The organism is Lacinutrix algicola, from assembly GCF_001418085.1.
GTDB lineage: Bacteria > Bacteroidota > Bacteroidia > Flavobacteriales > Flavobacteriaceae > Lacinutrix > Lacinutrix algicola.
Genome location: NZ_LIQH01000032.1, coordinates 180,448 through 204,393, shown reverse-complemented (window position 1 = coordinate 204,393; position 23,946 = coordinate 180,448). Strand labels below are relative to the sequence as shown.

Below are 23,946 nucleotides of genomic sequence, written 5' to 3'. Positions count from 1 at the left end.
CTTTTTTTATTTGTAAAGTTTTTAGTTGTTATTCAACAGTCCAGTTTGCTCCCCAAGTAGCATAGTCTGTACCAGTTGCAGTACCTTCATTTGTATAAAAATCGGGAATTGTAAAAGTAACTGTTGTATCGTTTTTCATGTTTAATGTAACATCAACAAAAGTAACTCCAGTAACTTGTAAATCGTCGCTTACTACACCGTTTCCTGTATCTACATCATCTAAATCAAAACCTTCAGCGTAACCAGTAATATGAATGTTAGAAAAGATACCTTGAGTACCTGCTCTTAATCTTACAGCTTCTGAAGAGTTTGCAGAACCTTCACCAATAATTGTTACATTGTTTAAAGTTGGCTTAGAAAAAATACCAGTAGCATTACTAAAGTCTGTATTGTAACCATCTGCTTCAATTGCTTTATCATCTGTAGCTCTATTAGAAATGTAAACATCTGTTAATGTTCCAGAAAAACCTTCTGTCCAATCTACTGAGTCATCTTCAGCATTTATAACAGAGATAAAACTTGCATTTACTGTACCTCCAAAAAATTCAATACCATCATCTTTTCCTTCGATAGCTTGAATGTGGTTTACAGTTGTACCATTTCCTACACCGTAGAATGAAAATCCGTTGTTTTCAGATTGTCCATCTGCTGCACCACCAGAGTACTCAACTCTTACATAGCTTAAAGAACCAGAATTATCATTTGCAGTATTTCCACCGTAAGGTAAACTAGCAATTTCTGAAGTAGCAGTAGCTGTTCCTGTTACAGAGTTTATTGGCGCTTTTCCTAATAAAATTAATCCTCCCCAATCTCCTGCTAATGGATTAGATGAATCTGAAGTAAATACAATTGGACAACTTGCTGTACCGTTTGCTATAATTTTAGCACCTTGTGAAATGGCAACATAAACGTCTGCACCTGAAGATAAAGCTTCAATAGTCATGCAAGGAGGAATAGTTAATGTTGTTCCGCTTGACATAATTAAAGAACCATTAATTTTATATGTGTTGTTAGCGTCAAGTGTTAAATCTTCAGTATAAGTACCAGATAAGAAAATTGTTGCTGGATCTGTTTCACCTCCACCACCTGTAGTGTTGTTTGTTGTAGAGTTTATTACAATGTCAGAAGTATCGTCTGTTGTGCAAGAAAATACCGAAGCTAATATTGCTAAGCCTAAAATTAGTTGTTTTTTCATCGTGTTCTTTTTTAATTGTTTTTAATTAAGAATTGTAGTTAAAATTTATATTTAAGTTGAAGGTTTATGTTTAATCCACGTTTGTAATCTGTAATACCTTTTCCGTTTGCCGAAGTCACAAATATGTCACCAGCTCTAGCATCTTCTCTTACATATTGTATAGAAGGATCTAATATGTTTTTAGCACTAAAGTTGATTTCAAAATCTTTGTTTATGGTGTTTTTCCATATAAAATCTAAAGTAGGAACTCCTTTTTCTACAATGTTTCCTAAGTCTCCAGATCCTAAAGCATCAATTCTATCAGAGAAGTAAGAGAATACTAGGTTAGCTACTGGTTTGTAATTTTTAAAAGTTGGAGAGTAGCTTATGTCTGCATTTAATATTAATGGAGAAGCACCTTGCAGTTCGTCTTCGGTTTTATTAAAAGCTAAATCGAAAGTTTCATCTATTGTTGGATATAAGTCTTGCTTAGTTTTCATGTAAGTAGCATTAATACCAAAAGATAAGTTTGTGTTGTCTTCGTCATCAACTAAAATGTTTTTTCTTAACTCTACTTCAACACCATAAACCGTAGCTTTGTCTCCAGTTCTAACATAACGTTGTGTTCCTGTAGCATCACCAACTACAACTAAGTTAATAGGATTGTTAATTTGTTTAGTAAAAGCACCTACAGAGAAGATTTCGCTTCTGCTAAAGAACCATTCGTATTTTAAATCGACATTTAAAATTTTAGAATAACCTAAAACATCTGGGTTACCACCAATTCTTGTAGATACATCTTCGTATACAAAAGGAGCAACTTCTTTAAATTCAGGAACAGAAACAGTTTGACTTGCTGAGAAACGTAGGTTTTGATCTTCGTTTAAAGCATATTTTACATTTAAAGTAGGAAGAATAAAAGTCTCTTTAAACGAGCGTTCGCTATTTCCTTGATTACCTAAGTTAATAACATCGTATTTAATAGACTGGTCGAAAGATTCTAATCTAACACCAGGAACAAATAGCCATTTTTCACCAGCTTTAATTTCTGCATCTGCATAACCAGCAGCAATACTTAATTTACCAGAGTAAGTGTTTTCTGGTAAACCAGGTAGGTTAGTGTTGCCTAAAGTTTGGTTTGGATCTGTTGTGCTTACAGGAATTCCGTTTATTACTGAAGTATCGTATCCTGTTGTATTGCTATCAAAACTAATGTTTGATAAGGTAAAGAAGCTATCAAAGTTATTTATATCTGTTACTGCATATCCATTGTCTTGTATGTCATATCCATATCGAATGTTATCAAATTGTCTTGTTTTATATCTTCCGTTGTAGCCAAAATTGAATTTAAGGTTCTCATTAGCTTCGTATGCTAAGTTAAGTTTACTATTGTACTCATCGTCTTCAATATTTTGAAAATAACGTTGATTATCGAAATCTACATTACTATAAAAACTTGGGTTTGTATTAGAATCATTATCGAAAGCAAGGTGGTAGTTTTCTAAACTTATACGCTTTCTATCTGGTTGATTTGCGTATACTTTATTGTATCCAAATCCCCAATCTAATTCGTACTTTCCAGATTTATGATTACCTAATAATTGGTTTACAAACATTCTAGTTTGATCGAATTGAACATTCATTTGGTAAAAACCTTCGTCTGTATTAAGAATTGCATCTCTGTTTTTTCCTTTACCATCAATACCGTAATAACCAACTTCGTCTGATGAGCTATTAATAAAAACAGAGTTAAACTTTAAACTATTATCATTATTTATTTTATAGTTTAAGTTTGCCATAGCAGTTGTAGTTGTGCTATACTCATATTCTTCGGCTGCATCAAAACGCTTTTTTTCTACAGTCGAAAAATCTACTGCTTTACCAAATCTGTACTCGTAGTTATTTTCGAAAGATGCAGTAGCGAAAACACTTAAACGAGACTCGTCATTAAACTCAAACGTGTTGCCTATAGATGCTCCGTAGTTAATGTTTATAGGTGAGCTTACATTTTCAGGATCGATACCATGAGATAAAATAATAGCAAAAGGATTGTGTTCGTATCTACCATAGTAACCAAAATATCCTGTGCCTTCACTTCTTACAAAGTTTTTGTCTATTGCATTTGTATTAAAACCAGAACCAGTAGATACATTAAAAGCTAAATTACCTTTATGTTCTTTAGAAGTTATATCTATGTTTCCAGCAGAAAAATCGCCATAGAACCTTGAAGAGTATGCTTTACTTATAGATACATTTTGTATAACATCTGAAGAAAATAAATTTAAGTCGATGTTCTTTTTATTAACATCGTTAGATGGCAATGATAAGCCATTCATAGTAGTATTTAAGTATCTGTCACCAAGGCCACGTACATAAACGTTACTAGATCCTTCTTGCTTAGATACACCAGAAATTTTAGCAACTGCACCAGCAGCATCGCTAACACCTTTTCTAGATAATTCGTCAGCTCCAATACTTTGTTTAATGTCGACTGCTTTCTTTTGGTCTAAAAGTAAAGCCGTTTCGCTTTCGCGTTTTGTAGTGGTTTGTAACACAACTTCGTCTAGAGCAGCAGCACTTGCTTTTAAAGTAATGTCTAAAACTTTACTTTCGTTAGCTTTTACTTGAAAAGGGATGTTTTGTGTTTCGTAACCAATAAAACTAAATTCAATAATATAAGAGCCTGCGTCTAAATTTTCAATTTTATAAAGTCCATCAAAATTTGAAGACGTTCCTTTATCAGTTCCTTTAATTAAAACGTTTGCAAAAGGTAGCGGTTCGTTGTTAAACTCTTGGTCTAATACTTTTCCTGAAATTGAAGTACTGTTCTGAGAAAAAGTAAGTAATGATGTTAGTAAGGTGATGGTAAGTAAAAATTGTTTCATTTTATAGTTTAATTTCTGCTGCAAAGAAACCATCAACATGTAAAGTCAAGGTTAACTACAGGTTAAACCTTTTTCATCAAAACGTTAGTTTAATGTTATCAAAGAAGTTGTCTTTTTGTAATTAGGAAACCTTAATTTAACATTGAAATTTATATCTTGCATCCACTTAATAGCTTACTATGAATTGGGAACAACTACTATCGTTAAAACGCTTTGGCGACACAAATAAAAGATTACGTAAAGAACAAGATGAAACGCGTTTAGGTTTTGAGGTCGATTACGATCGTATTATTTTTTCTTCAGAATTTAGAAGTCTTCAGGATAAAACTCAGGTTATTCCATTGTCTAAAACCGATTTTGTACACACACGTTTAACGCATAGTTTAGAAGTTAGTGTTGTTGGTCGTTCTTTAGGAAGACGTGTTGGACAAAAGATATTAGAAAAACATCCACATTTACAAAGTACTCATGGATACCAAGCGCATGATTTTGGGGCTATTGTAGCAGCAGCAGCTCTAGCACATGATATAGGGAATCCTCCTTTTGGTCATTCTGGTGAAAAAGCGATTGGTGAATTCTTTAAATCTGGAAAAGGAAAAGAGCATAAGGAGAGGTTAAGTGAAAAAGAATACCAAGATTTATGTGATTTTGAAGGTAATGCTAACGGATTTAAAATTGTTACTCAAAGTAGAATAGGTAGAGAAGGAGGTTTGCGATTAAGTTATGCAACATTAGGTGCTTTTACAAAATATCCAAAAGAGTCGTTACCTAAAAAACCAACCAAGCATATTGCAGATAAAAAATACGGGTTTTTTCAGAATGAAAAAGAAGCATTTATAGATGTAGCAAAAGAATTAGGATTAGAAAAGAGAAGCGAAAAAGATATTAGTTACGCTAGGCATCCTTTAGCTTTTTTAGTTGAAGCGGCAGACGATATCTGTTACACAATAATAGATTTTGAAGATGGTATTAATTTAGGATTAATACCAGAAGCTTTTGCTTTAGAGTATTTAATAAACTTGGTTAGAGACAAAATTAAAACAGAGAAATACCACACGCTTTCTAATACCGAAGACCGTATTAGCTATTTAAGAGCTTTAGCAATTGGAGCATTAATTGAAGAAGCTATTGATATGTTTATGAAAAACGAAGAAGCTATTTTAGCAGGTACGTTTAGTGAAGGGTTATTAGATAAAAGTAAATACGAAGCACAAATTGACGATATCATTAAGTTGAGTGTTGAAAAAATCTACCAATCTACAGAGGTTGTAGATAAGGAAATTGCGGGTTATGGTGTATTGAGTACTTTACTTGAAACCTATACAAGTGCGGTAAATAATTGCTTTGATGATACAGCTTCTAATTACGATAAGTTAATACTTAAAGGTTTGCCTAAAACTATAAATACAGATCAAGAAAGTTTATACGAAAGGCTTTTAAGTGTTTGCCATTATATCTCTCTGTTAAGCGATAGTCAAGCAATTATTCAATATAGAAAAATAAAAGGATTTAGTATTTAAGCTAGTTTGTTTAATATAAAAAGAGAAAGACTTTTCGCATCTAGACCTACAGATTCTTGTAGTTCTTCAACAGTCCCATGTTCTATAAATACATCTGGAATACCTTTTAAGTAAATATTGTTTTTGTAATTGTTTTCTGCGGCAAATTCTAAAATAGAACTTCCAAAACCGCCTTTAGTCGCGTTGTCTTCAACGGTAATTATTGTATCATGATTTTTAAAGGTATCGTGCAATAACTGTATGTCTAAAGGTTTTACAAAACGCATATTGTAATGCGAAATGTCTTTAAGTGTATTAGATAAAGAAATAGCTTTCTTAACATTTGTTGCCATTGTTCCAATGGTTAAAACAGCAAGTTTATTACCTTGTTTTAATACTTCGGCTTTACCTATTTCAATTTTAGAAAACGGTTGTTTCCAATCTATAATTGTACCTCTTCCACGAGGATAGCGAATAGCAATTGGATGTTTTAAGCCTAATTGTGCTGTGTACATAATATTGCGTAATTCTATTTCATTACGCGGAGCAAAAACAATTAAATTAGGGATACAACGCAAGTAGCTAATGTCGAAAACACCATGATGTGTTGCACCATCTTCACCAACTAAACCAGCACGGTCTAAGCAAAAAATAACAGGTAAGTTTTGTGTTGCAACATCATGTATAATTTGATCGTAAGCGCGTTGTGAAAAGGTAGAGTAAATGTTGCAAAACGGCATCATACCTTGCGTAGCCATTCCTGCAGCAAGTGTTACTGCATGTTGTTCGGCAATACCAACATCAATAGCACGTTCTGGAATTTCTTCCATCATAAATTTTAGAGAACTTCCCGTTGGCATTGCTGGTGTAATGCCAATAATTTTTTTATTTAATTTTGCTAATTCAACAATTGTATACCCAAAAACATCTTGAAATTTAGGTGCTTGTATCGTTTTTGTTTTAGCGAATAACTCTCCAGTTTTAGCATTAAATTTTCCTGGAGCGTGATATATGACTTGGTTTTCTTCCGCTTGACGTAAACCTTTTCCTTTTGTTGTAATCACGTGTAAAAACTTTGGTCCTTTCACGTTTTTTAATCGATTTAATTCTGAGATTAAAAGCGGTAAATCGTGTCCATCAATAGGTCCAGAATAGTTAAAATTTAAAGCTTCAAAAATATTGTCTTGCTTTTCTGTTCCTTTTTTAACGTTTGTTAAATATTGTTTAAGAGCTCCAACACTTGGGTCTATACCAATGGCGTTATCATTTAAGATAACTAATAGATTGCAGTCTGTAACTCCTGCATGATTTAAGCCTTCAAAAGCCATTCCGCTAGCAATGGATGCATCACCTATTACTGCAATATGTTGTTTTTTTAAATCACCTTTTAATTTAGAGGCAATTGCCATGCCTAAAGCTGCTGAAATTGATGTGGATGAGTGTCCAACACCAAAGCTATCAAACTTACTTTCAGTACGTTTTGGAAAACCACTAATACCGTTTTTTTGTCTGTTAGTATCGAATAAATCTTTTCTGCCTGTTAGTATTTTGTGACCATAAGCTTGGTGTCCAACATCCCAAATTAATTCATCTTCAGGAGTGTTAAAAACATAGTGTAAAGCGATTGTTAATTCTACAACACCTAAGCTTGCTCCTAAATGCCCAGCTTTTGCTGCAACAGCCTCAATTATAAAGTACCTAAGTTGCCTAGCTAAAACAGGAAGATTATCTTGTTTTAATGCTCTTAATGACTCTATAGAATCAATATCATTTAATAGCTGATTTGGCATTAGTTTAATGAGTAAAGTGTAAAATTGTTAAAAAATACTGTTTAAAATGAATTAATTCTTAATAAATATAAAGTAAAGTTGTAATATTTGTAAGTTGCTTGTTATATTTGTGACTTACTGTTTAAAGATCTTAAATACTATACAAAATTATGAAGAAAAATTACATTGTTTGCTTAATTGCTACTGTATTTTTATTTGCGTTTCAAATTGGGCAAGCGCAAAGCAGTTTAGCTAATAACGAATTTGGTTCGCAAATTCAAAATTGGTTAAACCAAAACAAGGAGAAATATGATTTAACCGAAAATGATTTATCTAATTTAATAGTTAGTAATTCATTTTTTTCTAAAAAAACAAAAATCAATCATGTTTATGTTAATCAAGCATATCAAGGTATAAAAATACATAATGCCATATCTAGTGTTGCTGTTAGAGATAATAATGTTTTTCATTATAATAATGGATTAGTACAAAACGTAGCATCAAAAGTAAATGCTATAACACCAGTTATAAATGCTCAAGAGGCTATACAATTAGTAGCTGATAATTATAATTTAGGAAGTGTTTCTAATCTTGAATTAATTGATAGCTCACATAATAAGTATGTGTTTAATACAGGTAACATATCTCAATCAAATATTCCAGTTGAATTAGTACTTCAAAAAACAGAAAATGATAATTTAGTTTTAGCATGGAATTTAAATATTTTCACTCTTAATGGAAAAAACTCTTATGGTGTTAGAGTTAACGCAATAAACGGTGATATTATAGTAACTGATGAGCATATTATATCCTGTGATTTTGGAAATGATGGCCATACAAACCACAACGGACATAATACATTTAGTGAAACAAAAACTGTAAACTTGTTTAAGAATGAAAGCATGTTAATGGCAGATGGGTCTCAATACAATGTATTTGCAATACCAACAGAAAGTCCTAATCATGGATCAATAACTTTAGTGTCTGACCCTGCAGATGATAATGCTTCTCCTTTTGGATGGCATGATACAGATGGTTTAGCAGGTGCAGAGTATACAATTACAAGAGGTAATAATGTATGGGCTAAAGATGATGTTGCTGGAGATAATACAAATGTAGGTTATGCACCAGAAGGAGGAGCTTCTTTAGATTTTAACTTTGCCTTTAGTCCAGATCAGCAACCTATAGGGTATAGAGATGTAGCTATCACTAATTTGTTTTATATGAATAATATAATGCACGATGTTTGGTACCAATATGGATTTGACGAAGTGAGTGGAAATTTTCAGCTTAACAATTACGGAAATGGTGGTGCTGGTGGTGATTTTGTTTTTGCTGACGCACAAGATGGTAGTGGTAACAACAACGCAAATTTCTCTACACCGACAGATGGAAGTAATCCAAGAATGCAAATGTTTTTATGGAATGCTTCAGGAGCATTAAGTGATATTTTAACAGTTAATAATGGTTCGTTAGCAGGAAGTTATTCTGCTGGAAGAGCAAATTTTGGAGCAATTTTAAATTCAACACCTGTTACTGAAGACTTAGTGCTTTTAATAGATGATAATTCTGGTTTCTTTGGTTCTACTGATGTAAACGATGGATGTGATACAGCAATTAACAGTGCTGAGTTAAATGGGAAAATAGCTATTTTAAGACGTGGAGCATGTGAGTTTGGAGTTAAAGCTTTATCTGCACAAAATGCTGGGGCTATAGGAGTAATAGTTGTTAACAACGTTGCAGATCCTGTAATTAACATGGCACCAGGTGCAGTTGGAAACCAAGTAACAATTCCTTCAGTTATGGTGAGTCAGTTAGAAGGTAATGCTTTAATAGCAGCACTTAATAATGGAGAAACTGTTAATGTAACTCTTTCAGATCCGGGACCATATGTAATAGATGGAGATATAGATAATGGTATTGTTTCACATGAATATGGTCATGGTATTTCTACAAGATTAGTTGGAGGAGCTTTAACAAGTTCTTGTTTATTTAACCCAGAACAAATGGGAGAAGGTTGGTCAGATTGGTTTGCTTTAATGTTAACAATGAAAGCTTCAGATTTACCAGAAACAGGAAGAGGTATCGCTACTTATTCTCAAAATCAACCAGTAGATGGTGCTGGAATTAGACCAGCGAAATACAGTACAGATTTTGCTGTAAATGATTTCACTTACGGAGCTACAAATGATAATACATTTTTAGGTAACGATCAAAATGGTAATCCTATATATTGGAACACAGTTGTGCATAACGTTGGTTTTGTTTGGTCTACTGTCTTGTGGGATTTATCTTGGGCTTATATAGATAAATATGGTTTTGATGCGGATGTCTATAATGGTACAGGTGGAAATAACAAAGCTATGCAGTTAGTTATCGATGGTTTAAAATTATTAAACTGTAGTCCAGGAATGGTAGATGGTAGAAATGCTTTATTAGCAGCAGATACAGCTTTAACAGGAGGTGAAGACCAGTGTTTAATTTGGGAAGTTTTTGCAGCAAGAGGTTTAGGAGCTAGTGCTTCTCAAGGAAGTTCTAGTGCAATGGAAGATCAAGTTGAAGACTTTACAATGCCACCTTCTACTATACCATCATTACAAAATTGTACAAGTTTAAGTGTAAAAGAATTTAATACTTCTAATTACTCAATTTTCCCTAACCCAACTAATAATGTGTTAAACATTAAGGTTAAGAAGAATTTTGGAGATGTTACAATGTCATTAACAGATATTAATGGTAGAATAGTGTTAACTAAAAAGGCTAATTTATCATCAGAGACTCAGTTAAATATTAGTGCATTACAATCTGGAATGTATATTCTTACTATTAAAGGAGAAGGAATTAATACAAATGATAAGATTCTTAAAAATTAGAAATAATTTTTAAACAAATATTCAAAAGGCAACCATTTTTATGGTTGCCTTTTTTACTTTTATAAAATGATAAAACCATACGACGACAAGTATTTCATGCAACGAGCATTACAAGAAGCAGAAGCGGCTTACGAAAAAGGTGAGATTCCTGTAGGTGCTGTTATTGTAATTGAAGATAGAATTATAGCTAGAGCACATAACCTTACAGAGCTTTTAAACGATGTTACAGCCCATGCTGAAATGCAAGCTATTACAGCTGCTGCTAATTTTTTAGGCGGTAAGTATTTAAAAAACTGCACTTTATATGTAACCTTAGAACCTTGCCAGATGTGTGCAGGTGCTTTGTATTGGAGTCAGATTTCTAAAATAGTTTATGCTGCTAGAGATGAGGATCGTGGTTGTATTAATTTAAAGACTAAGCTCCATCCTAAAACTAAAATTGAAGGTGGAATTCTTGAAGAAGAAGCTTCTAAGCTAATGAAACGTTTTTTTATTGAAAGGAGAAACTTGAATTAGTGCTTTTAAAAACAAATAACTATACAGAGAGTGTATTACTTTTTTCGGCTTTCGCGTTCACGCATTTTATCTAAATTTTCTTTGTTTAACATGTAATCTTTAGGGTCTTTGCCTTTCCAACTGTGCCATGAAAACAAAGGGACTACAATAAAAAACAAGCACAATACACCATAGCCAATTAGTTTTTGAGAGTACGAAACATCTAAAGCGTAACCACAAATTATAGAAGTGAAAGAAGCAATAAAGAAAAACCAGATAATATATTTCATTTTATAAGATATTGTATTGCGAAATTAATCAAAATTAATTGCTAAGAGGATACATTAATTAATTGTTGTCTATATGCTGTTAATAGTTTTGATTTAGAAACAAAACCAATATACTTTCCGTTTTTAATTACAGGCAAATTCCAAGCTCCAGAACTTTGAAATTTTTTCATAACCTTTTGCATAGTATCTTTTTCGTAAATAATGTAATCTGGTGGATTATGCATAAAAGTTTCGGCGCTTGTACACTCGTATAAAGATTGGTCGAACATAACAGTTCTAATGTCGTCTAAGAGTATAATACCAACGAGCTCACTTTTGGTGTTTGTAACCGGAAATAAATTTCTATTAGATTTTGCAACACCTTCATGTAGCATTTCTCCTAAAGACATTTCTGGATGTAATTGCACAAAGTTTTTTTCAATAATAGCATCAATTCTCATTAATGTTAAAACATTTTGATCTTTATCGTCTGTTAACAAGTCTCCTCTTTCGGCTAGTTCTTTTGTAAATATGGTATGCTCCATATAGTTTTTTGTAATCATATATGAAATGGCAACTGTAATCATTAATGGGATAAATAATTCGTAACCACCAGTAATTTCAGCAATCAAGAAAATAGCTGTTAAAGGTGCATGAATTACTCCTGCAATTAAACCGGCCATACCAACTAAGGTGAAATTAGCTTCAGAAACTTGATGTCCTAAGCCTAGATTATTAATAATTTTAGCAGCAACATTTCCTAAGGCACTTCCCATTACCATGGTTGGTACAATAACACCACCAACACCACCAGCAGCAAATGTGGTAGTCATGGCAATGGCTTTAAATATGGTAAAACCAATAAGTAAGGCGATTACAACCCAGATGTTATCTAAATAGTCATCGAAAAATGATGAGCCTAAGGCGTGTAAATGATTACCATCGAATAAATCTTTTGTAAAACTTAAACCTTCACCATAAAGAGGAGGAATAAAATACAGCATGATACCAATAGAAAAACCACCAACAAGTAATTTTAAAAAGCGTGTTTTAAATTGTTCAAAAAAGGAATAAATAGCAAAGTATATTTTTGTAAAATATAATGAAGCTACACCTGTACAAATGCCTAATGCGATAAAAAATAGCGTATCGTTAATGGTAAATTTGTCTGTAATAGTAAAATTAAAAAGAACCTCGTCTCCTAGAAAAAAATAAGATGTTAATACTGAAGATATAGAAGCTATTAAAAGCGGTAATAATGAGGCGAATGTTAAATCTAAACTAAAGACTTCTACTGCAAAAACAATTGCTGCAATTGGGGATTTAAACATGGAAGCCATTGCTCCAGCGGTAGCACAAGCAATAAGTAAAGTTCTTGTTTTTTTATCGATATGAAGCAGTCTACTTAAATTAGAACTTATAGCAGAGCCTGATGTAATTGCTGGACCTAATAACCCAACCGAACCACCAAAACCAACTGTTAAAGGTGCCATAATTAAAGGATGAAATATTAGCTTATAAGACAACAAACCTTTTTGCCTTAATAGAGAATACAATAACGAAGGAATAGCTCTTTTAATAAATGTTGGAGTAGCAGGATTAAATGCTTTTCTGAAAAAGTATTTTTTTATTAAGTAAACAGAAAGTAAACCAATAAAAGGGAGGACAAAATAGAGTTGCTTTTGAGAAAAAATAATACCTTTTTCTAAAGCGGCCTGAATAGTAAAAGTTAAGTTTTTAAGAGTTACCGATGCAATGCCAGCAAAAAGACCAACCAGAATACTTAATATAAAGACAAAGTTTTTTTGTGAGATATGTTTATATCTCCAAATTAAAATGCGCTTAAGTAATGTTTTTTTTGGCATGAGTTGTTACTTAAATCAAAGTAACAAAAAATCCTGCGAGAAGCAGGATTTTAATATTAAAAGAATTTATAGGTTTTCAATCTTGGATTTGAGATTGGTTAAATCTTGAATATAAATTTGCTTCATAGTTTCTACATATCCACGGGTGTTATTGTAACCTTGATTAAAATCATCTATGGCTTCATTAATGGTTTCTAAAGCTTCTTTGTTTTTATCTTCAGTTATAAAAATTTGTGCTTTATAATATTTAGCATCTGCGCTGAGGTTGCGAGAGTATTCTAATTGTTTATTGAAGTTTAAAAGTGCTTTTTCATAATTTCCTGCTTCAAAATAAGAAATACCATTGTATAGAAAAGCAGTAATATCGACATAGTCTTCACCGAATTCTTTGGTTTCTTTAGCGATATGTTTTTCAAAATAAGCATTAGAATTTTTATAATCGTTTAAACCTAGATAGGCAATGCCTCGCCAATAATCTACACTATGCCCTTGAGGAGCATCTATAAAATCTGGTGTTAACGTATCGCTGGCGTCAAAATCGGCAATTGCTTTTTTATAATCCCTGTAAAACCATAAGTATAGGTAGCCACGCCATGGAATTCTTGTTACAGAATCGAGTTTTACGGCTTTGTTGTATTGTGGTAGCCATTTGTGTGGTAGGCCTCTTTTTAAGTCGGCAACAGATAGCTCATAAACACCAGGTTCATAGGTTGAATCTATTGCAACAGCCTCTGCGATTCCATTTTGAAAAGCAGTTGAGCCTTGCATAAACTGTATCGCTTTTTTATATGTTTTTTCGGCTAGCTCTCTTTTTTCAGCTGGTGTTAGGCTGGTTTCTTTTTTACAAGAAAAAAGCACTAGTAAGCAAAATAGACTAAGGTATAATTTCAGTGACTTTTCCATTTTCAATTCTATATGAGATGTACATGTAATAATTATAAGGTGTATTGTCTTTTTTGTAGCTTAAAATATTCCAATGCTCGGGTTGAGATGTGAACTCTAAAAGGTTGTTAACTAAATTTGAATTGAGTTTCTGTTCTTCTAAGTCTAAATTCATTTCTACAACTTCAAACCAACCAGCATTGCCTTCGCAGTTAACTAGAAATCTAAAATTTAAATATCCAGAATCTTGATATTGCGAAAAGCTGTTCTGTTTATTTAATTGGTCTCTAAAGTGTCCTTTGTTTATAGAATAAGCCTCTAAACCAGCTCCGTTATAAGTTCTTTGTATGTAACCATCTCCACAAAGTTGGTAAGTGTCATTTAACAATGCATTTTCTTGATCGACATAGCCAATATAGTTTTTGTATGGCTTGTTTGTGGTATCGTAAGCTTTTGTATAGTAATAATAACTATAACCAATTAATCCGGCTATTGAGAGTACGATTACAAGGAGCACGATTCCTATTATTTTAAATACCTTCTTTCGTTTCATGAATGTAATTTAACAAAAAAATCCTGCAAAAAGCAGGATTCATTTATAAACGGTTGACTTGAAGGTATAAACTACAAATCAAGCTTTAAGTTTAATTCTTTTAATTGCGCTGCATCAATTGGAGCAGGAGCATCGATCATTACATCGCGACCAGAATTATTTTTAGGGAACGCAATAAAATCTCTAATAGTTTCTTGTCCGCCTAAAATAGCAACCAATCTATCTAGACCAAAGGCTAAACCACCATGTGGAGGAGCACCATATTCGAAAGCATCCATTAAGAAGCCAAACTGAGCTTTTGCATCTTCATCGCTAAAACCTAAGTGTTTTAACATGATAGCTTGTGTCGCTTTATCGTGTATACGTATAGATCCACCTCCAATTTCGTTTCCGTTAAGGACTAAATCGTAAGCGTTCGCTTTAACATCTCCAGGATTAGTGTCTAATAATTCTATTTGACCTGGTTTTGGAGAGGTAAATGGATGGTGCATTGCGTGATAATGACCAGTTTCTTCGTCTAATTCTAATAATGGGAAATCAATTACCCATAGAGGAGCAAATACTTTAGGGTCTCTAAGACCTAAGCGTGTTGCTAATTCCATACGTAAAGCAGATAATTGTGCACGTACTTTGTTTGTTTCTCCAGATAGTACACAAACTAAATCTCCAGCTTTTGCGCCAGTAATTTCTGCCCATTTGGATAAATCGTCTTGATCGTAGAATTTATCTACAGAAGATTTATATGTTCCATCGTCATTACAACGCGAATAAATCATGCCTAAAGCACCAACTTGTGGACGCTTTACCCAATCAATTAATTTATCTATTTCTTTTCTTGTGTAAGCGTTTCCTCCAGGAACAGCGATACCAACAACTAATTCTGCGCTATTAAAGACACCAAATTCTTTATGTTGTGTTACTGCATTTAACTCACCAAACTCCATCCCAAATCTAATGTCTGGTTTGTCGTTTCCGTATAAACGCATTGCATCGTCGTAAAGCATACGTGGAAATTTGTCTACTTCAACACCATTAACTTCTTTAAGTAAGTGACGTGTTAATCCTTCAAAAATATTTAAAATATCTTCTTGTTCAACAAATGCCATTTCGCAATCAATTTGCGTAAATTCTGGTTGTCTATCTGCGCGTAGATCTTCATCTCTAAAGCATTTTACAATCTGGAAGTATTTATCCATTCCGCCAACCATAAGCAATTGCTTAAATGTTTGAGGCGACTGTGGTAATGCGTAAAATTCGCCTTCATTCATACGAGAAGGTACGACAAAATCACGAGCACCTTCTGGTGTAGATTTAATTAAATAAGGAGTTTCAACTTCAATAAAACCACCATTAGATAAATAGTTTCTTACTTCTTGAGTTACTTTAGCTCTAAAAATAAGGCTGTTTTTTACAGGATTACGTCTAATATCTAAGTAACGATATTTCATTCTAATATCTTCTCCTCCATCGGTTTTATCTTCAATAGTAAAAGGAGGAAGTAAAGCTTCGTTTAAGATATTTAATTCTGAAACTAAAATCTCAATTTCACCAGTTGGCATATTAGGGTTTTTGGAAGCACGTTCAATTACAGTTCCTTTAACCTGTATAACAAACTCACGTCCTAATTTTTGTGCTTTTTCAAGCATGTCTTTAGAGGTTCTTTCTTCATCAAAAACAAGTTGAGTAATTCCGTAACGATCACGTAAATCTACCCAAACAATAAAACCTTTATCTCTTGATTTTTGAACCCATCCTGAGAGGGTTACTTCTGTATTTATATGCGATGCAGTTAATTCACCGCAGTTATGACTTCTGTACATAATATTTTATTAGAAATGCAAAAGTAAAAAATCCGAAGTAAAGACTTCGGATTTTTTGTTTAAATCGTTTATACTATTTAATTAATTGATAAATTACTCTTGATTTATAGTTTCGATGGTAATTATTTCTTCAGTTCTATCTGAAGAAAATTTACTCTTCAACCACATTTTTAATTTCACAGACAAGAAAAATAATATTGGTACTACAATTAATGTTAAGAAAGTAGCGATTAGTAAACCATATATTACTGTCCAAGCTAGTGGTCCCCAAAAGACAACGTTGTCTCCTCCCATATAAATATTTGGATCAAAGTCTGCAAACAGTGTAAAGAAGTTAATGTTTAAACCAATAGCTAAAGGAATTAAACCAAAAATGGTAGTAATTGCTGTTAGTAAAACGGGTCTTAAACGTGCTTTTCCTGCTTTTACAATGCTTTCAAATAGATCTTGATTAGATAAGTAATCTTCATTTTCTAAATCTAATTCTACTTTTTTTCTATCTATAAGCAATTGTGCATAATCTAAAAGTACTACACCGTTGTTTACAACAATACCTGCAAGTGATATAATACCAACCATTGTCATCATGATAACGAATGCGCTTCCTGAAATTACAATACCACCAAATACACCAATAAAACTAAGGAAAATGGCAATCATGATTATTGTTGGTTTAGAAACTGAATTAAATTGAAATATTAAGATAAAAAATATTAAACCTAATCCTGTAAAGAATGCACCAACTAAAAAGAGCATTTGTTTGTTTTGTTCTTCAATTTGACCTGTGTAATCAATTTTAATATTGGTTGGTAAACCTTCATAAGCTTTCATTTCGTTTTGAATTTGACTTACAATGGCTGCAGCATCTGTATAACCCGGAGATAAAGCAGAATAAACCGTTACAACACGTTTGGTGTCTTTGTGTTTAATAGCACTAAAACCTGAGTTGTTTTCGTATTTTGTAACAGCAGAAACAGGGACACTTTTTATTTGTCCAGTATTATCTCTAAACGTAATGTTTTGATTAAATAATGCACTTTTATTATATCTATTTTCTTCGTTAAAACGAACGTAAATATCAAAATCGTCTCCATCTTCTTTGTAAATTCCAGCTTTAGAACCAAAGATTGAATTACGTAATTGTTGTCCTACTTGTGCGGCACTAATACCTAATTCACCAGCTTTTTCTCTGTCGATAGTAACTCGCATTGTAGGCTTATCTTTATTAACATCAATTTTAAGCTCATCGATACCAGCAATATTTTTGGTGTTTATAAACTCACGCATGTTTTCGGCAGTTGCAATAAGCTCGTTGTAATCGTCGCCTTCAATTTCAATATTAATTGGAGAGCCAGCAGGTGGACCATTAACATCTTTTTCAACAGAAATTAAAACACCTGGATAAATACCAACTAATGCGGCTTGTACTTCTTGGCGAAGTAACTCACTATCTTCTCCGCGTCTAAATTTAAACTCACGCATGGATGCTGTAATCTTACCTTTATGAGGCATCTCGGCAGCAGATCCACCATCGGTTTGCGGGTTTCCTGCACCTTCACCAACTTGTGAGACTGTACTTTCTACTAAAAAGTTCTCGCCTTCAAATATGTATTTTTCTTGGTTTACAACTGTAAAGACACGTTTTTCAATTTCTTTAGTAATAGCATTTGTTTTCTCGATTGCAGTTCCCTGAGGATACTCGATATAAACAATAATTTGATTTGGTTTGTTATCTGGGAAAAACTCAACTTTAGTTCTTTTAGCACTTAATGACATACCAAAAGCGATAAACGATGCGATTAGTAGTAAAAAGGTACCAATACTTAAAATGTAAGGTCTCCATCCAGAAAGTGCACCACGTAATTGACGCTCGTACCAGTTTTCTAAATTTACCAATGCTTTATTCTGGAAGCTATTTGCCCATTTACGGATAAAGAAACGGTAAGCCCAAAGCATAATCGCAGTAAAAATCATTACTGTACCTAAGCCTTTGTAGGTACCACCAAATAATAGAATAAGTACACCAATAACACCAACTATTATTGTTGTTTTAATAATTTGCTTTAAAGGCATGTCTTTATCTTCAATAGTCATGAATTTAGACACTAATACAGAGTTGAAAAATATGGCTACAAATAAGGAAGATCCTAATACTACAGATAATGTTATTGGTAGAATTTTCATAAACTCTCCCATAATTCCTGGCCAAAAGGCTAAAGGTGTAAAAGCGGCAACAGTTGTTGCTGTGGAAATAATAATAGGGAAAGCAATTTCACCAATACCTTTTTTTGCAGCTTCAATTCTGCCCATACCTTCGGCTTCCATTAAACGATACACGTTTTCTACAACTACAATACCGTTATCTACAAGCATACCAAGTCCCATAATAAGGCCGAAAAGTACCATTGTATTTAAACTTTGCCCAAGTAATTCTAATATCATAAGCGACATAAACATGGACATTGGAATAGCAAAACCAACAAATAGGGCGTTTTTAAATCCTAAAAAGAACATTAAAACAGTGACTACTAAGATAACACCAAAAATAATGTTGTTTACTAAGTCGTCTACTTGACCAATAGTTTTTGAAGATTGATCGTTAGTAATTGTTACTTTTAAATCTGGAGGAAACACATTAGCAATAGCATTTTCAACAATAACCTGAATTTGCTCTGCTGCAGCAACCATGTTTTTACCAGCACGTTTTTTTACGTCTAGCATAACAACAGGTTCTCCGTATTCTCTTGCAAATGTTGTTTTGTCTTCTTCATGAAATGTAACAGTTGCAATATCCTTTAAGTAAATAGATTTTCCTTTTTCAGATTTAACCACAAAGTTTTCTAATTCCGAAGGTTTTTCAATTTCACCTAAAATTCTAATGGTACGCCTTTGTCCGCTAGCTTTTAAATTACCTGCAGACATTGTTAGATTTCCATTATTAATGGCACCTGTAATATCATTAAAAGTAACTTGTGCTGCCATCATTTTATAGATGTCTACAGCAACTTCAACTTCTTTTTCTTGTGCTCCTCGAATATCTGCTTTTTTAATTTCTTGTAAATCTTCAATGTCATCCTGAAGGTATTCAGCAAAATCTTTTAATTTTTGAATAGGATAATCTCCTGAGATATTAATGTTCAGGATTGGCATTTCTTCAGATAAACTTAATTCAAATACATCTGGTTCTACTTTAGCACCATTAAAGCTTGGCCAATCTTCTCCAGAGGTTTCTGTATCAATTTCATCTTTAACCTTTTGTTTGGCTTGATCTACGGTAATACCTTCATCAAACTCAACAATTAACATAGAGTAATCTTCTTGAGATGTTGAGGTTATTTCTACAACGTTACTTACTGTTTTTAGTTTATCTTCTAATGGATCTGTAATTAGTTTTTCTATATCCTCGGCAGTGTTTCCTGGGTAAATAGAACTAACGTAAATTTTTGTTTCGTTTACTTCGGGAAAGTTCTCTCTAGGCATGCTGAAAAAGGCAGCAATACCTAAATAAAAGATAACAGCAATTAGCACATACATTGTGGTTTTGTTGTTAATTGCCCACGATGATAAACCAAATTCTTTATCGACTTGTTTTTTCTTTTTAGTCATTTTTTTTTGGTTTAGTAGTTTATTACTTTAACAGTTTGTCCATCTTTTACACTACGTGCTCCTTCTTTAATAAGTTCTGCTCCATTTTCTATGTTTGCTAAAACTTCAATAACATCACCTTGTGTTCTTCCTGTTTTAATAATAATTTTGGTTACTTCACCTTCATTATTATCTTTTTTATTTTTTACAACATAAACATATTGCTCTCCATCTGCATTTTCCGAAATAATACTTTGTGGTACTAGAATGGCTTTTGGATTGGTGTAATCGTTTATTTTAAGTCTTGCTGTTAAGTTTGGTTTAACACTTTTATCTTTATTAGGAACATCTACTTCTATTTTAAAAGTTCTGTTTGCTGGATTAATAACATCTCCTGCTTGACGGATTTTTGTATCTATCGTTTTTCCTAAAATTGGAAACTCGACAGTTACATTTTTACCTTTTACAACATCTGCAACATAGCTTTCTGGCACATCTGTTTCAATATACATTTTGTCTAAGTTTACAATTTGTATTAATGGTGTTTGTCCAGCGGCAACAACACTTCCTTTTTCTGTAATAACATCGTCAATAGTACCGCTAAATGGTGCTCTAACAGTTGTTTTGTTTAATTGTTGTTGTAATTGGTTAATGGCTTGCTGTTGCGCTTCGTAAGATGATTTTGCTTGTAGATATTGTATTTCGCTACCAATTTTTTGATTCCATAAACGTTCTTGACGTTCAAAAGTAGTTTTAGCTAAATCTGCTTGTATCTTATATTGTGCTAACTGTTGGCTTAATCCTCCATCATCAATTTTCGCTAAAATTTGTCCTTTAGCTACGCGTTGTCCTTCGGTTACATACATACTTGTTAGTATGCCACTAAACTCTGGTGTGATTACTAAAAGGTTTTTTGTGGTTACATTTCCTTGCAATTCTAATACATGATTAAAAACCTCTTCTTTAGCTATAAAAGTGGTAATTAAAGGAACGTTTTTAGTTGTGTCTAGTGTTTTTATTCTGTCGTCTAATAACTTTATTTTAGAATGAACAGCATCTTGCTCTGCTACTAGCTCTGTTCTTTTTGCTCTAATACTTTCTAGGTTATTAGTTTCTAAAACTTTTTCAACTGTGTTTTTTTTATTTCCACCGCAAGAGGCTAATAAAATAGCTAAAAAAGAAAGTGTGATTATATGTTTCATAATTAATGTTTTGTAAAATTGATTAGATAGTTGTGTTTAGTAATGTTTCTAGTTCTGCTTTTTTAGTAATAACATCTAACATTGTTTGAAGTAATTCTTGTTGTGCAGTATACAATTGGGTTTGTGCTTGTCTTAAATCGAAACTTGAGCTAATACCTTCAAAAAATTTAATTTGATTTTTATTTTCAATACGCTCTGCAAGCGCTAGGTTTTCTTTTTTGTTTTGATAGTCTTCAATTGCAAATTGGTAATCACTCTTGGCAGACTGTATTTGTAAATTAAGTACCTGCTCGGTTTCTGTTAAGTTAATTTTAGATTTCTCTAAATTAATTTGAGCACGTTGGGTTGCAGCACTTCTCATACCCGAACTAAAAATTGGAACATTTAAACTTACTCCAAAAATGGAAGATCCATACCACTTTTCGTCCGTATTTGTAAAATTGAAAGATTCTCTATTTCCAGAATACCCACCATTAACAAAAGCACTTAATCTTGGTAGCGCTTTGCTTTTTTCAAGTTTTACTAATAATTCTTTAGAGACTTTGTCATTTACAGCAATCTTGTAATCTATTGTGTTTTCTGCATTGTTTGCAGTGTCTAATAATTCTAACTGTATGTTTTCAACAGCTAAAGCATCAAGATCTTCAGTAACAATAATACTCTCGTTTATAGGTTTACCAATTGTTATATTTAACATTTGGTGCGCTAAATTTTTTAAACGTGTGGTATTGTTTAGGTTACTTTTTACACTTGACAGTGTGATTTTTAATTGTTCTACACTTTCTTCTTCTTCTAATCCATTTTCGAAAATCTTGGTAATATCATTTAAGTTTTTTTCTAGTACAGCTATGTTTCTTTCTAATATAGAAACACTTTCTTTTGCTAAAAGCACATTTCCGTATGCGTTTATAACAGATTTTCGAACTTCTAAATCTGTTTTAATTTTAGCATTTTTAGAAATTTCTAAATATACCTTTGCAGATTGAAGTCCAACAAGATAAGAACCATCAAAAAGTAATTGGCTTAATGTTGCGGTTCCTGTTAAAGTATGCTTTGATCCGGCTTGTATTATTTCATCTCCAAAAACAAAAACGTTTCGTTTTAGTGCATTTTGATAATCTACAGTAGCACTAATTTGAGGTAGTCCAGTTGCTGTAGTTTCCCATTTTTGTTTAATGGCAGCATCGATATCTAAAGCTGCATTTTTAGACTGTCGGTTGTTTTCTAAAGCATAATCTATAGCTTCTTGTAAAGTAAACTCAGTTTTGGTGTCTTGTGAGTATGTAATAGTGCTAATAATTAAACTAAATAATATGAGTAATTTTCTCATTAGTTAAGATTGATTGATGTTAATAAATTTATCGAGTGTTTGTAATCCTTTTTCGCTGCAAATGGCTCTTAGGTGATATTCTAAATAACTTTCCATTAAATATTCCAATGTAAATAATGTAGATGGAAAAATATTTTCATCTTTAATACCAGACATGCCATTAAAATACATTCTAGAGATAAAATCGACGTCAATGCTTTCTCTAAACAAATGTGTGTCTACACCTTTTTGAATGCTTTCTTTTACCGAAACATGCATTTTTTCAAATTGTTTCATTTGTAATTGCTGATGTATTTTCGGGTAGTATTTTTTTAACTGAAACTGTGGTGATGTTTTTTCGTTTTTAAGATAATTCATCACAAACATTTTAATGTCGTATAATTCTTCTATAGGATTATGCGATGCTTCGCAAATGCAATCTATACCATCGCAAACATTATTGAAGATACTAAGAGTAGTTGCTTCTACTAATTTTGTTTTATTATCAAAATGCTGATAAATGGTTTTCTTAGATATGCCTAGTTCGTTGGCAATATCATCCATAGTAACACTTTTAAAGCCTAGTGTTAAAAACAATTCTCCAGATTTATTTATAATTTTCTCTCTCATTTTTAATATTCCGCATAAAAACGGATAACTTCTTTTGTTAATTTAAGTGCAAATGTATGCAAGGAAACTTTATAAACAATAAAAGTTTCCAAAGTTTTATTGTTTTCTTAACACAGATCTTTTATTTGGTGAATTTATTTTACATTATTTTTGTGCGATGCAGAACACTCAAGATTATCAAGCTACATTTATAGATTATTTAGAAAATTTTCACAAAGAGCGAGAGCCAAAAAATTTATACGATCCTATTAACTATATATTAAAACTCGGTGGTAAACGTTTGCGTCCTGTTCTAACACTAATGAGTGCAGATATTTTTAATTGTGATTATAAAAAAGCTATGAATGCAGCCTTAAGTATTGAGGTGTTTCATAATTTTTCGTTGGTTCATGATGATATTATGGATGCGGCACCTTTAAGAAGAGGGGAGCAAACAGTGCATGAAAAGTGGGATACTAATACAGGTATTTTATCTGGCGATGCCATGCTTATTATGGCTTATCAATTATTTGAAAACTACGAACCAGCAACATTTCAAGCATTAGCAAAACTATTTAGTAAAACAGCTTTAGAGGTTTGTGAAGGGCAACAATATGATGTGGATTTCGAAACACGTGAAGATGTTACCATTCCAGAGTATTTAAAAATGATTGAGTATAAAACCGCAGTTCTAGTTGGTGCTGCCATGAAAATGGGTGCTATTGTTGCAAAGGCATCACAAAATGACCAAGACGGAATTTACGAATTTGGTCGTTTGTTAGGTATTGCGTTTCAATTACAAGACGATTATTTAGATGCTTTTGGTGATCCGGAAACTTTTGGAAAGCAAGTAGGTGGAGATATTATTGAGAATAAAAAGACATTTTTGTATTTAAAAGCTTTAGCGTTTTTAGATGCTTCTGAAGCAAGACAGTTAGAACAATTGTTCACTGTTAATTTAGAAGATAATTTTGAAAAAATTGAAACTGTAAAACAATTTTTTGTTAGCAGTGGATCTGCGGAAGCAACCCAGAAAGAAATTGAAAATTATACAAACAAAGCCTTTTTGGTTTTAGAAACATTAAATATTTCTGAAGAGAAAAAAGAACTTTTAAAAGCTTTTGGAAATTCTTTAATGACAAGAAAAGTATAAGGTT

Annotated in this window: 16 protein-coding genes; 4 read left to right on the top strand and 12 right to left on the bottom strand. The window is 32.5% G+C overall.

Features of this window, described 5'->3' with window-relative positions; genetic code table 11:
- Nucleotides 1-28 precede the first annotated feature (28 nt).
- Both ASC41_RS07400 and ASC41_RS07395 read right to left on the bottom strand, forming a co-directional pair.
- The gene (locus tag ASC41_RS07400) at nt 29-1,195 is read right to left on the bottom strand and encodes a hypothetical protein (RefSeq protein WP_055436000.1); all 1,167 of its coding nucleotides are present in this window, start codon (nt 1,193-1,195) and stop codon (nt 29-31) included.
- 38 nt (nt 1,196-1,233) lie between these two features.
- Nucleotides 1,234-4,059, bottom strand: a complete 2,826-nt coding sequence (locus ASC41_RS07395) for a TonB-dependent receptor (RefSeq protein WP_055435999.1) — start codon at nt 4,057-4,059, stop codon at nt 1,234-1,236.
- 179 nt (nt 4,060-4,238) lie between these two features.
- Between ASC41_RS07395 and ASC41_RS07390 the strand changes: the two genes are divergently transcribed.
- Nucleotides 4,239-5,579: a deoxyguanosinetriphosphate triphosphohydrolase gene (locus ASC41_RS07390; RefSeq protein ID WP_055435998.1), complete on the top strand. Its 1,341-nt coding sequence runs from the start codon at nt 4,239-4,241 to the stop codon at nt 5,577-5,579.
- Here the strand turns inward: ASC41_RS07390 and dxs are convergent.
- Nucleotides 5,576-7,348 (bottom strand): 1-deoxy-D-xylulose-5-phosphate synthase, encoded by a 1,773-nt coding sequence (dxs, locus tag ASC41_RS07385; protein WP_055435997.1) that lies wholly within the window; start codon nt 7,346-7,348, stop codon nt 5,576-5,578. The two genes, ASC41_RS07390 and dxs, sit on opposite strands and share 4 nt — an antisense overlap.
- Before the next feature lie 149 nt (nt 7,349-7,497).
- On the opposite strand from dxs, the gene ASC41_RS07380 reads away from it, so the two are divergent.
- A complete protein-coding gene (locus tag ASC41_RS07380; protein WP_055435996.1) occupies nt 7,498-10,200 on the top strand; it encodes a T9SS-dependent M36 family metallopeptidase in 2,703 nt (900 codons plus the stop codon).
- Between the two features lie 66 nt (nt 10,201-10,266).
- A complete protein-coding gene (locus ASC41_RS07375; protein WP_055435995.1) occupies nt 10,267-10,716 on the top strand; it encodes a nucleoside deaminase in 450 nt (149 codons plus the stop codon).
- Between the two features lie 35 nt (nt 10,717-10,751).
- Here ASC41_RS07375 and ASC41_RS07370 read toward each other — a convergent pair whose 3' ends face one another.
- The 9 genes from ASC41_RS07370 to ASC41_RS07330 all read right to left on the bottom strand — a co-directional run bounded on the left by ASC41_RS07370 (nt 10,752) and on the right by ASC41_RS07330 (nt 22,810).
- Nucleotides 10,752-10,985 (bottom strand): hypothetical protein, encoded by a 234-nt coding sequence (locus ASC41_RS07370; RefSeq protein WP_055435994.1) that lies wholly within the window; start codon nt 10,983-10,985, stop codon nt 10,752-10,754.
- A gap of 41 nt (nt 10,986-11,026) precedes the next feature.
- Nucleotides 11,027-12,829: a chloride channel protein gene (locus ASC41_RS07365; RefSeq protein WP_055435993.1), complete on the bottom strand. Its 1,803-nt coding sequence runs from the start codon at nt 12,827-12,829 to the stop codon at nt 11,027-11,029.
- A gap of 66 nt (nt 12,830-12,895) precedes the next feature.
- Nucleotides 12,896-13,732 carry a tetratricopeptide repeat protein gene (locus tag ASC41_RS07360; RefSeq protein ID WP_055435992.1) on the bottom strand — a complete coding sequence of 279 codons (837 nt, stop codon included), beginning with the start codon at nt 13,730-13,732 and terminating at the stop codon, nt 12,896-12,898.
- On the bottom strand, nt 13,704-14,264 hold the full coding sequence (locus ASC41_RS07355) for a hypothetical protein (RefSeq protein WP_055435991.1): 561 nt from the start codon (nt 14,262-14,264) through the stop codon (nt 13,704-13,706). The genes ASC41_RS07360 and ASC41_RS07355 overlap by 29 nt, the downstream gene beginning before the upstream one ends.
- Before the next feature lie 71 nt (nt 14,265-14,335).
- Nucleotides 14,336-16,084 carry an aspartate--tRNA ligase gene (gene aspS / locus ASC41_RS07350; RefSeq protein ID WP_055435990.1) on the bottom strand — a complete coding sequence of 583 codons (1,749 nt, stop codon included), beginning with the start codon at nt 16,082-16,084 and terminating at the stop codon, nt 14,336-14,338.
- Nucleotides 16,085-16,177: 93 nt separating this feature from the next.
- On the bottom strand, nt 16,178-19,690 hold the full coding sequence (locus tag ASC41_RS07345; RefSeq protein WP_055435989.1) for an efflux RND transporter permease subunit: 3,513 nt from the start codon (nt 19,688-19,690) through the stop codon (nt 16,178-16,180).
- A gap of 11 nt (nt 19,691-19,701) precedes the next feature.
- The gene (locus tag ASC41_RS07340; protein ID WP_055435988.1) at nt 19,702-20,871 is read right to left on the bottom strand and encodes an efflux RND transporter periplasmic adaptor subunit; all 1,170 of its coding nucleotides are present in this window, start codon (nt 20,869-20,871) and stop codon (nt 19,702-19,704) included.
- Nucleotides 20,872-20,893: 22 nt separating this feature from the next.
- Nucleotides 20,894-22,201 carry a TolC family protein gene (locus ASC41_RS07335; protein WP_055435987.1) on the bottom strand — a complete coding sequence of 436 codons (1,308 nt, stop codon included), beginning with the start codon at nt 22,199-22,201 and terminating at the stop codon, nt 20,894-20,896.
- A 3-nt stretch (nt 22,202-22,204) separates the two neighbouring features.
- Nucleotides 22,205-22,810 carry a TetR/AcrR family transcriptional regulator gene (locus tag ASC41_RS07330; RefSeq protein WP_055435986.1) on the bottom strand — a complete coding sequence of 202 codons (606 nt, stop codon included), beginning with the start codon at nt 22,808-22,810 and terminating at the stop codon, nt 22,205-22,207.
- Nucleotides 22,811-22,967: 157 nt separating this feature from the next.
- Between ASC41_RS07330 and ASC41_RS07325 the strand changes: the two genes are divergently transcribed.
- A complete protein-coding gene (locus tag ASC41_RS07325; protein ID WP_055435985.1) occupies nt 22,968-23,942 on the top strand; it encodes a polyprenyl synthetase family protein in 975 nt (324 codons plus the stop codon).
- The last annotated feature ends 4 nt before the right edge of the window (nt 23,943-23,946 follow it).

Bases quoted from the DNA above. Each gene is read 5' to 3' on its own strand.
- ASC41_RS07400 (WP_055436000.1), bottom strand. From the start codon at position 1,195: ATGAAAAAACAACTAATTTTAGGCTTAGCAATATTAGCTTCGGTATTT.
- ASC41_RS07395 (WP_055435999.1), bottom strand. From the start codon at position 4,059: ATGAAACAATTTTTACTTACCATCACCTTACTAACATCATTACTTACT.
- ASC41_RS07390 (WP_055435998.1), top strand. From the start codon at position 4,239: ATGAATTGGGAACAACTACTATCGTTAAAACGCTTTGGCGACACAAAT.
- dxs (WP_055435997.1), bottom strand. From the start codon at position 7,348: ATGCCAAATCAGCTATTAAATGATATTGATTCTATAGAGTCATTAAGA.
- ASC41_RS07380 (WP_055435996.1), top strand. From the start codon at position 7,498: ATGAAGAAAAATTACATTGTTTGCTTAATTGCTACTGTATTTTTATTT.
- ASC41_RS07375 (WP_055435995.1), top strand. From the start codon at position 10,267: ATGATAAAACCATACGACGACAAGTATTTCATGCAACGAGCATTACAA.
- ASC41_RS07370 (WP_055435994.1), bottom strand. From the start codon at position 10,985: ATGAAATATATTATCTGGTTTTTCTTTATTGCTTCTTTCACTTCTATA.
- ASC41_RS07365 (WP_055435993.1), bottom strand. From the start codon at position 12,829: ATGCCAAAAAAAACATTACTTAAGCGCATTTTAATTTGGAGATATAAA.
- ASC41_RS07360 (WP_055435992.1), bottom strand. From the start codon at position 13,732: ATGGAAAAGTCACTGAAATTATACCTTAGTCTATTTTGCTTACTAGTG.
- ASC41_RS07355 (WP_055435991.1), bottom strand. From the start codon at position 14,264: ATGAAACGAAAGAAGGTATTTAAAATAATAGGAATCGTGCTCCTTGTA.
- aspS (WP_055435990.1), bottom strand. From the start codon at position 16,084: ATGTACAGAAGTCATAACTGCGGTGAATTAACTGCATCGCATATAAAT.
- ASC41_RS07345 (WP_055435989.1), bottom strand. From the start codon at position 19,690: ATGACTAAAAAGAAAAAACAAGTCGATAAAGAATTTGGTTTATCATCG.
- ASC41_RS07340 (WP_055435988.1), bottom strand. From the start codon at position 20,871: ATGAAACATATAATCACACTTTCTTTTTTAGCTATTTTATTAGCCTCT.
- ASC41_RS07335 (WP_055435987.1), bottom strand. From the start codon at position 22,201: ATGAGAAAATTACTCATATTATTTAGTTTAATTATTAGCACTATTACA.
- ASC41_RS07330 (WP_055435986.1), bottom strand. From the start codon at position 22,810: ATGAGAGAGAAAATTATAAATAAATCTGGAGAATTGTTTTTAACACTA.
- ASC41_RS07325 (WP_055435985.1), top strand. From the start codon at position 22,968: ATGCAGAACACTCAAGATTATCAAGCTACATTTATAGATTATTTAGAA.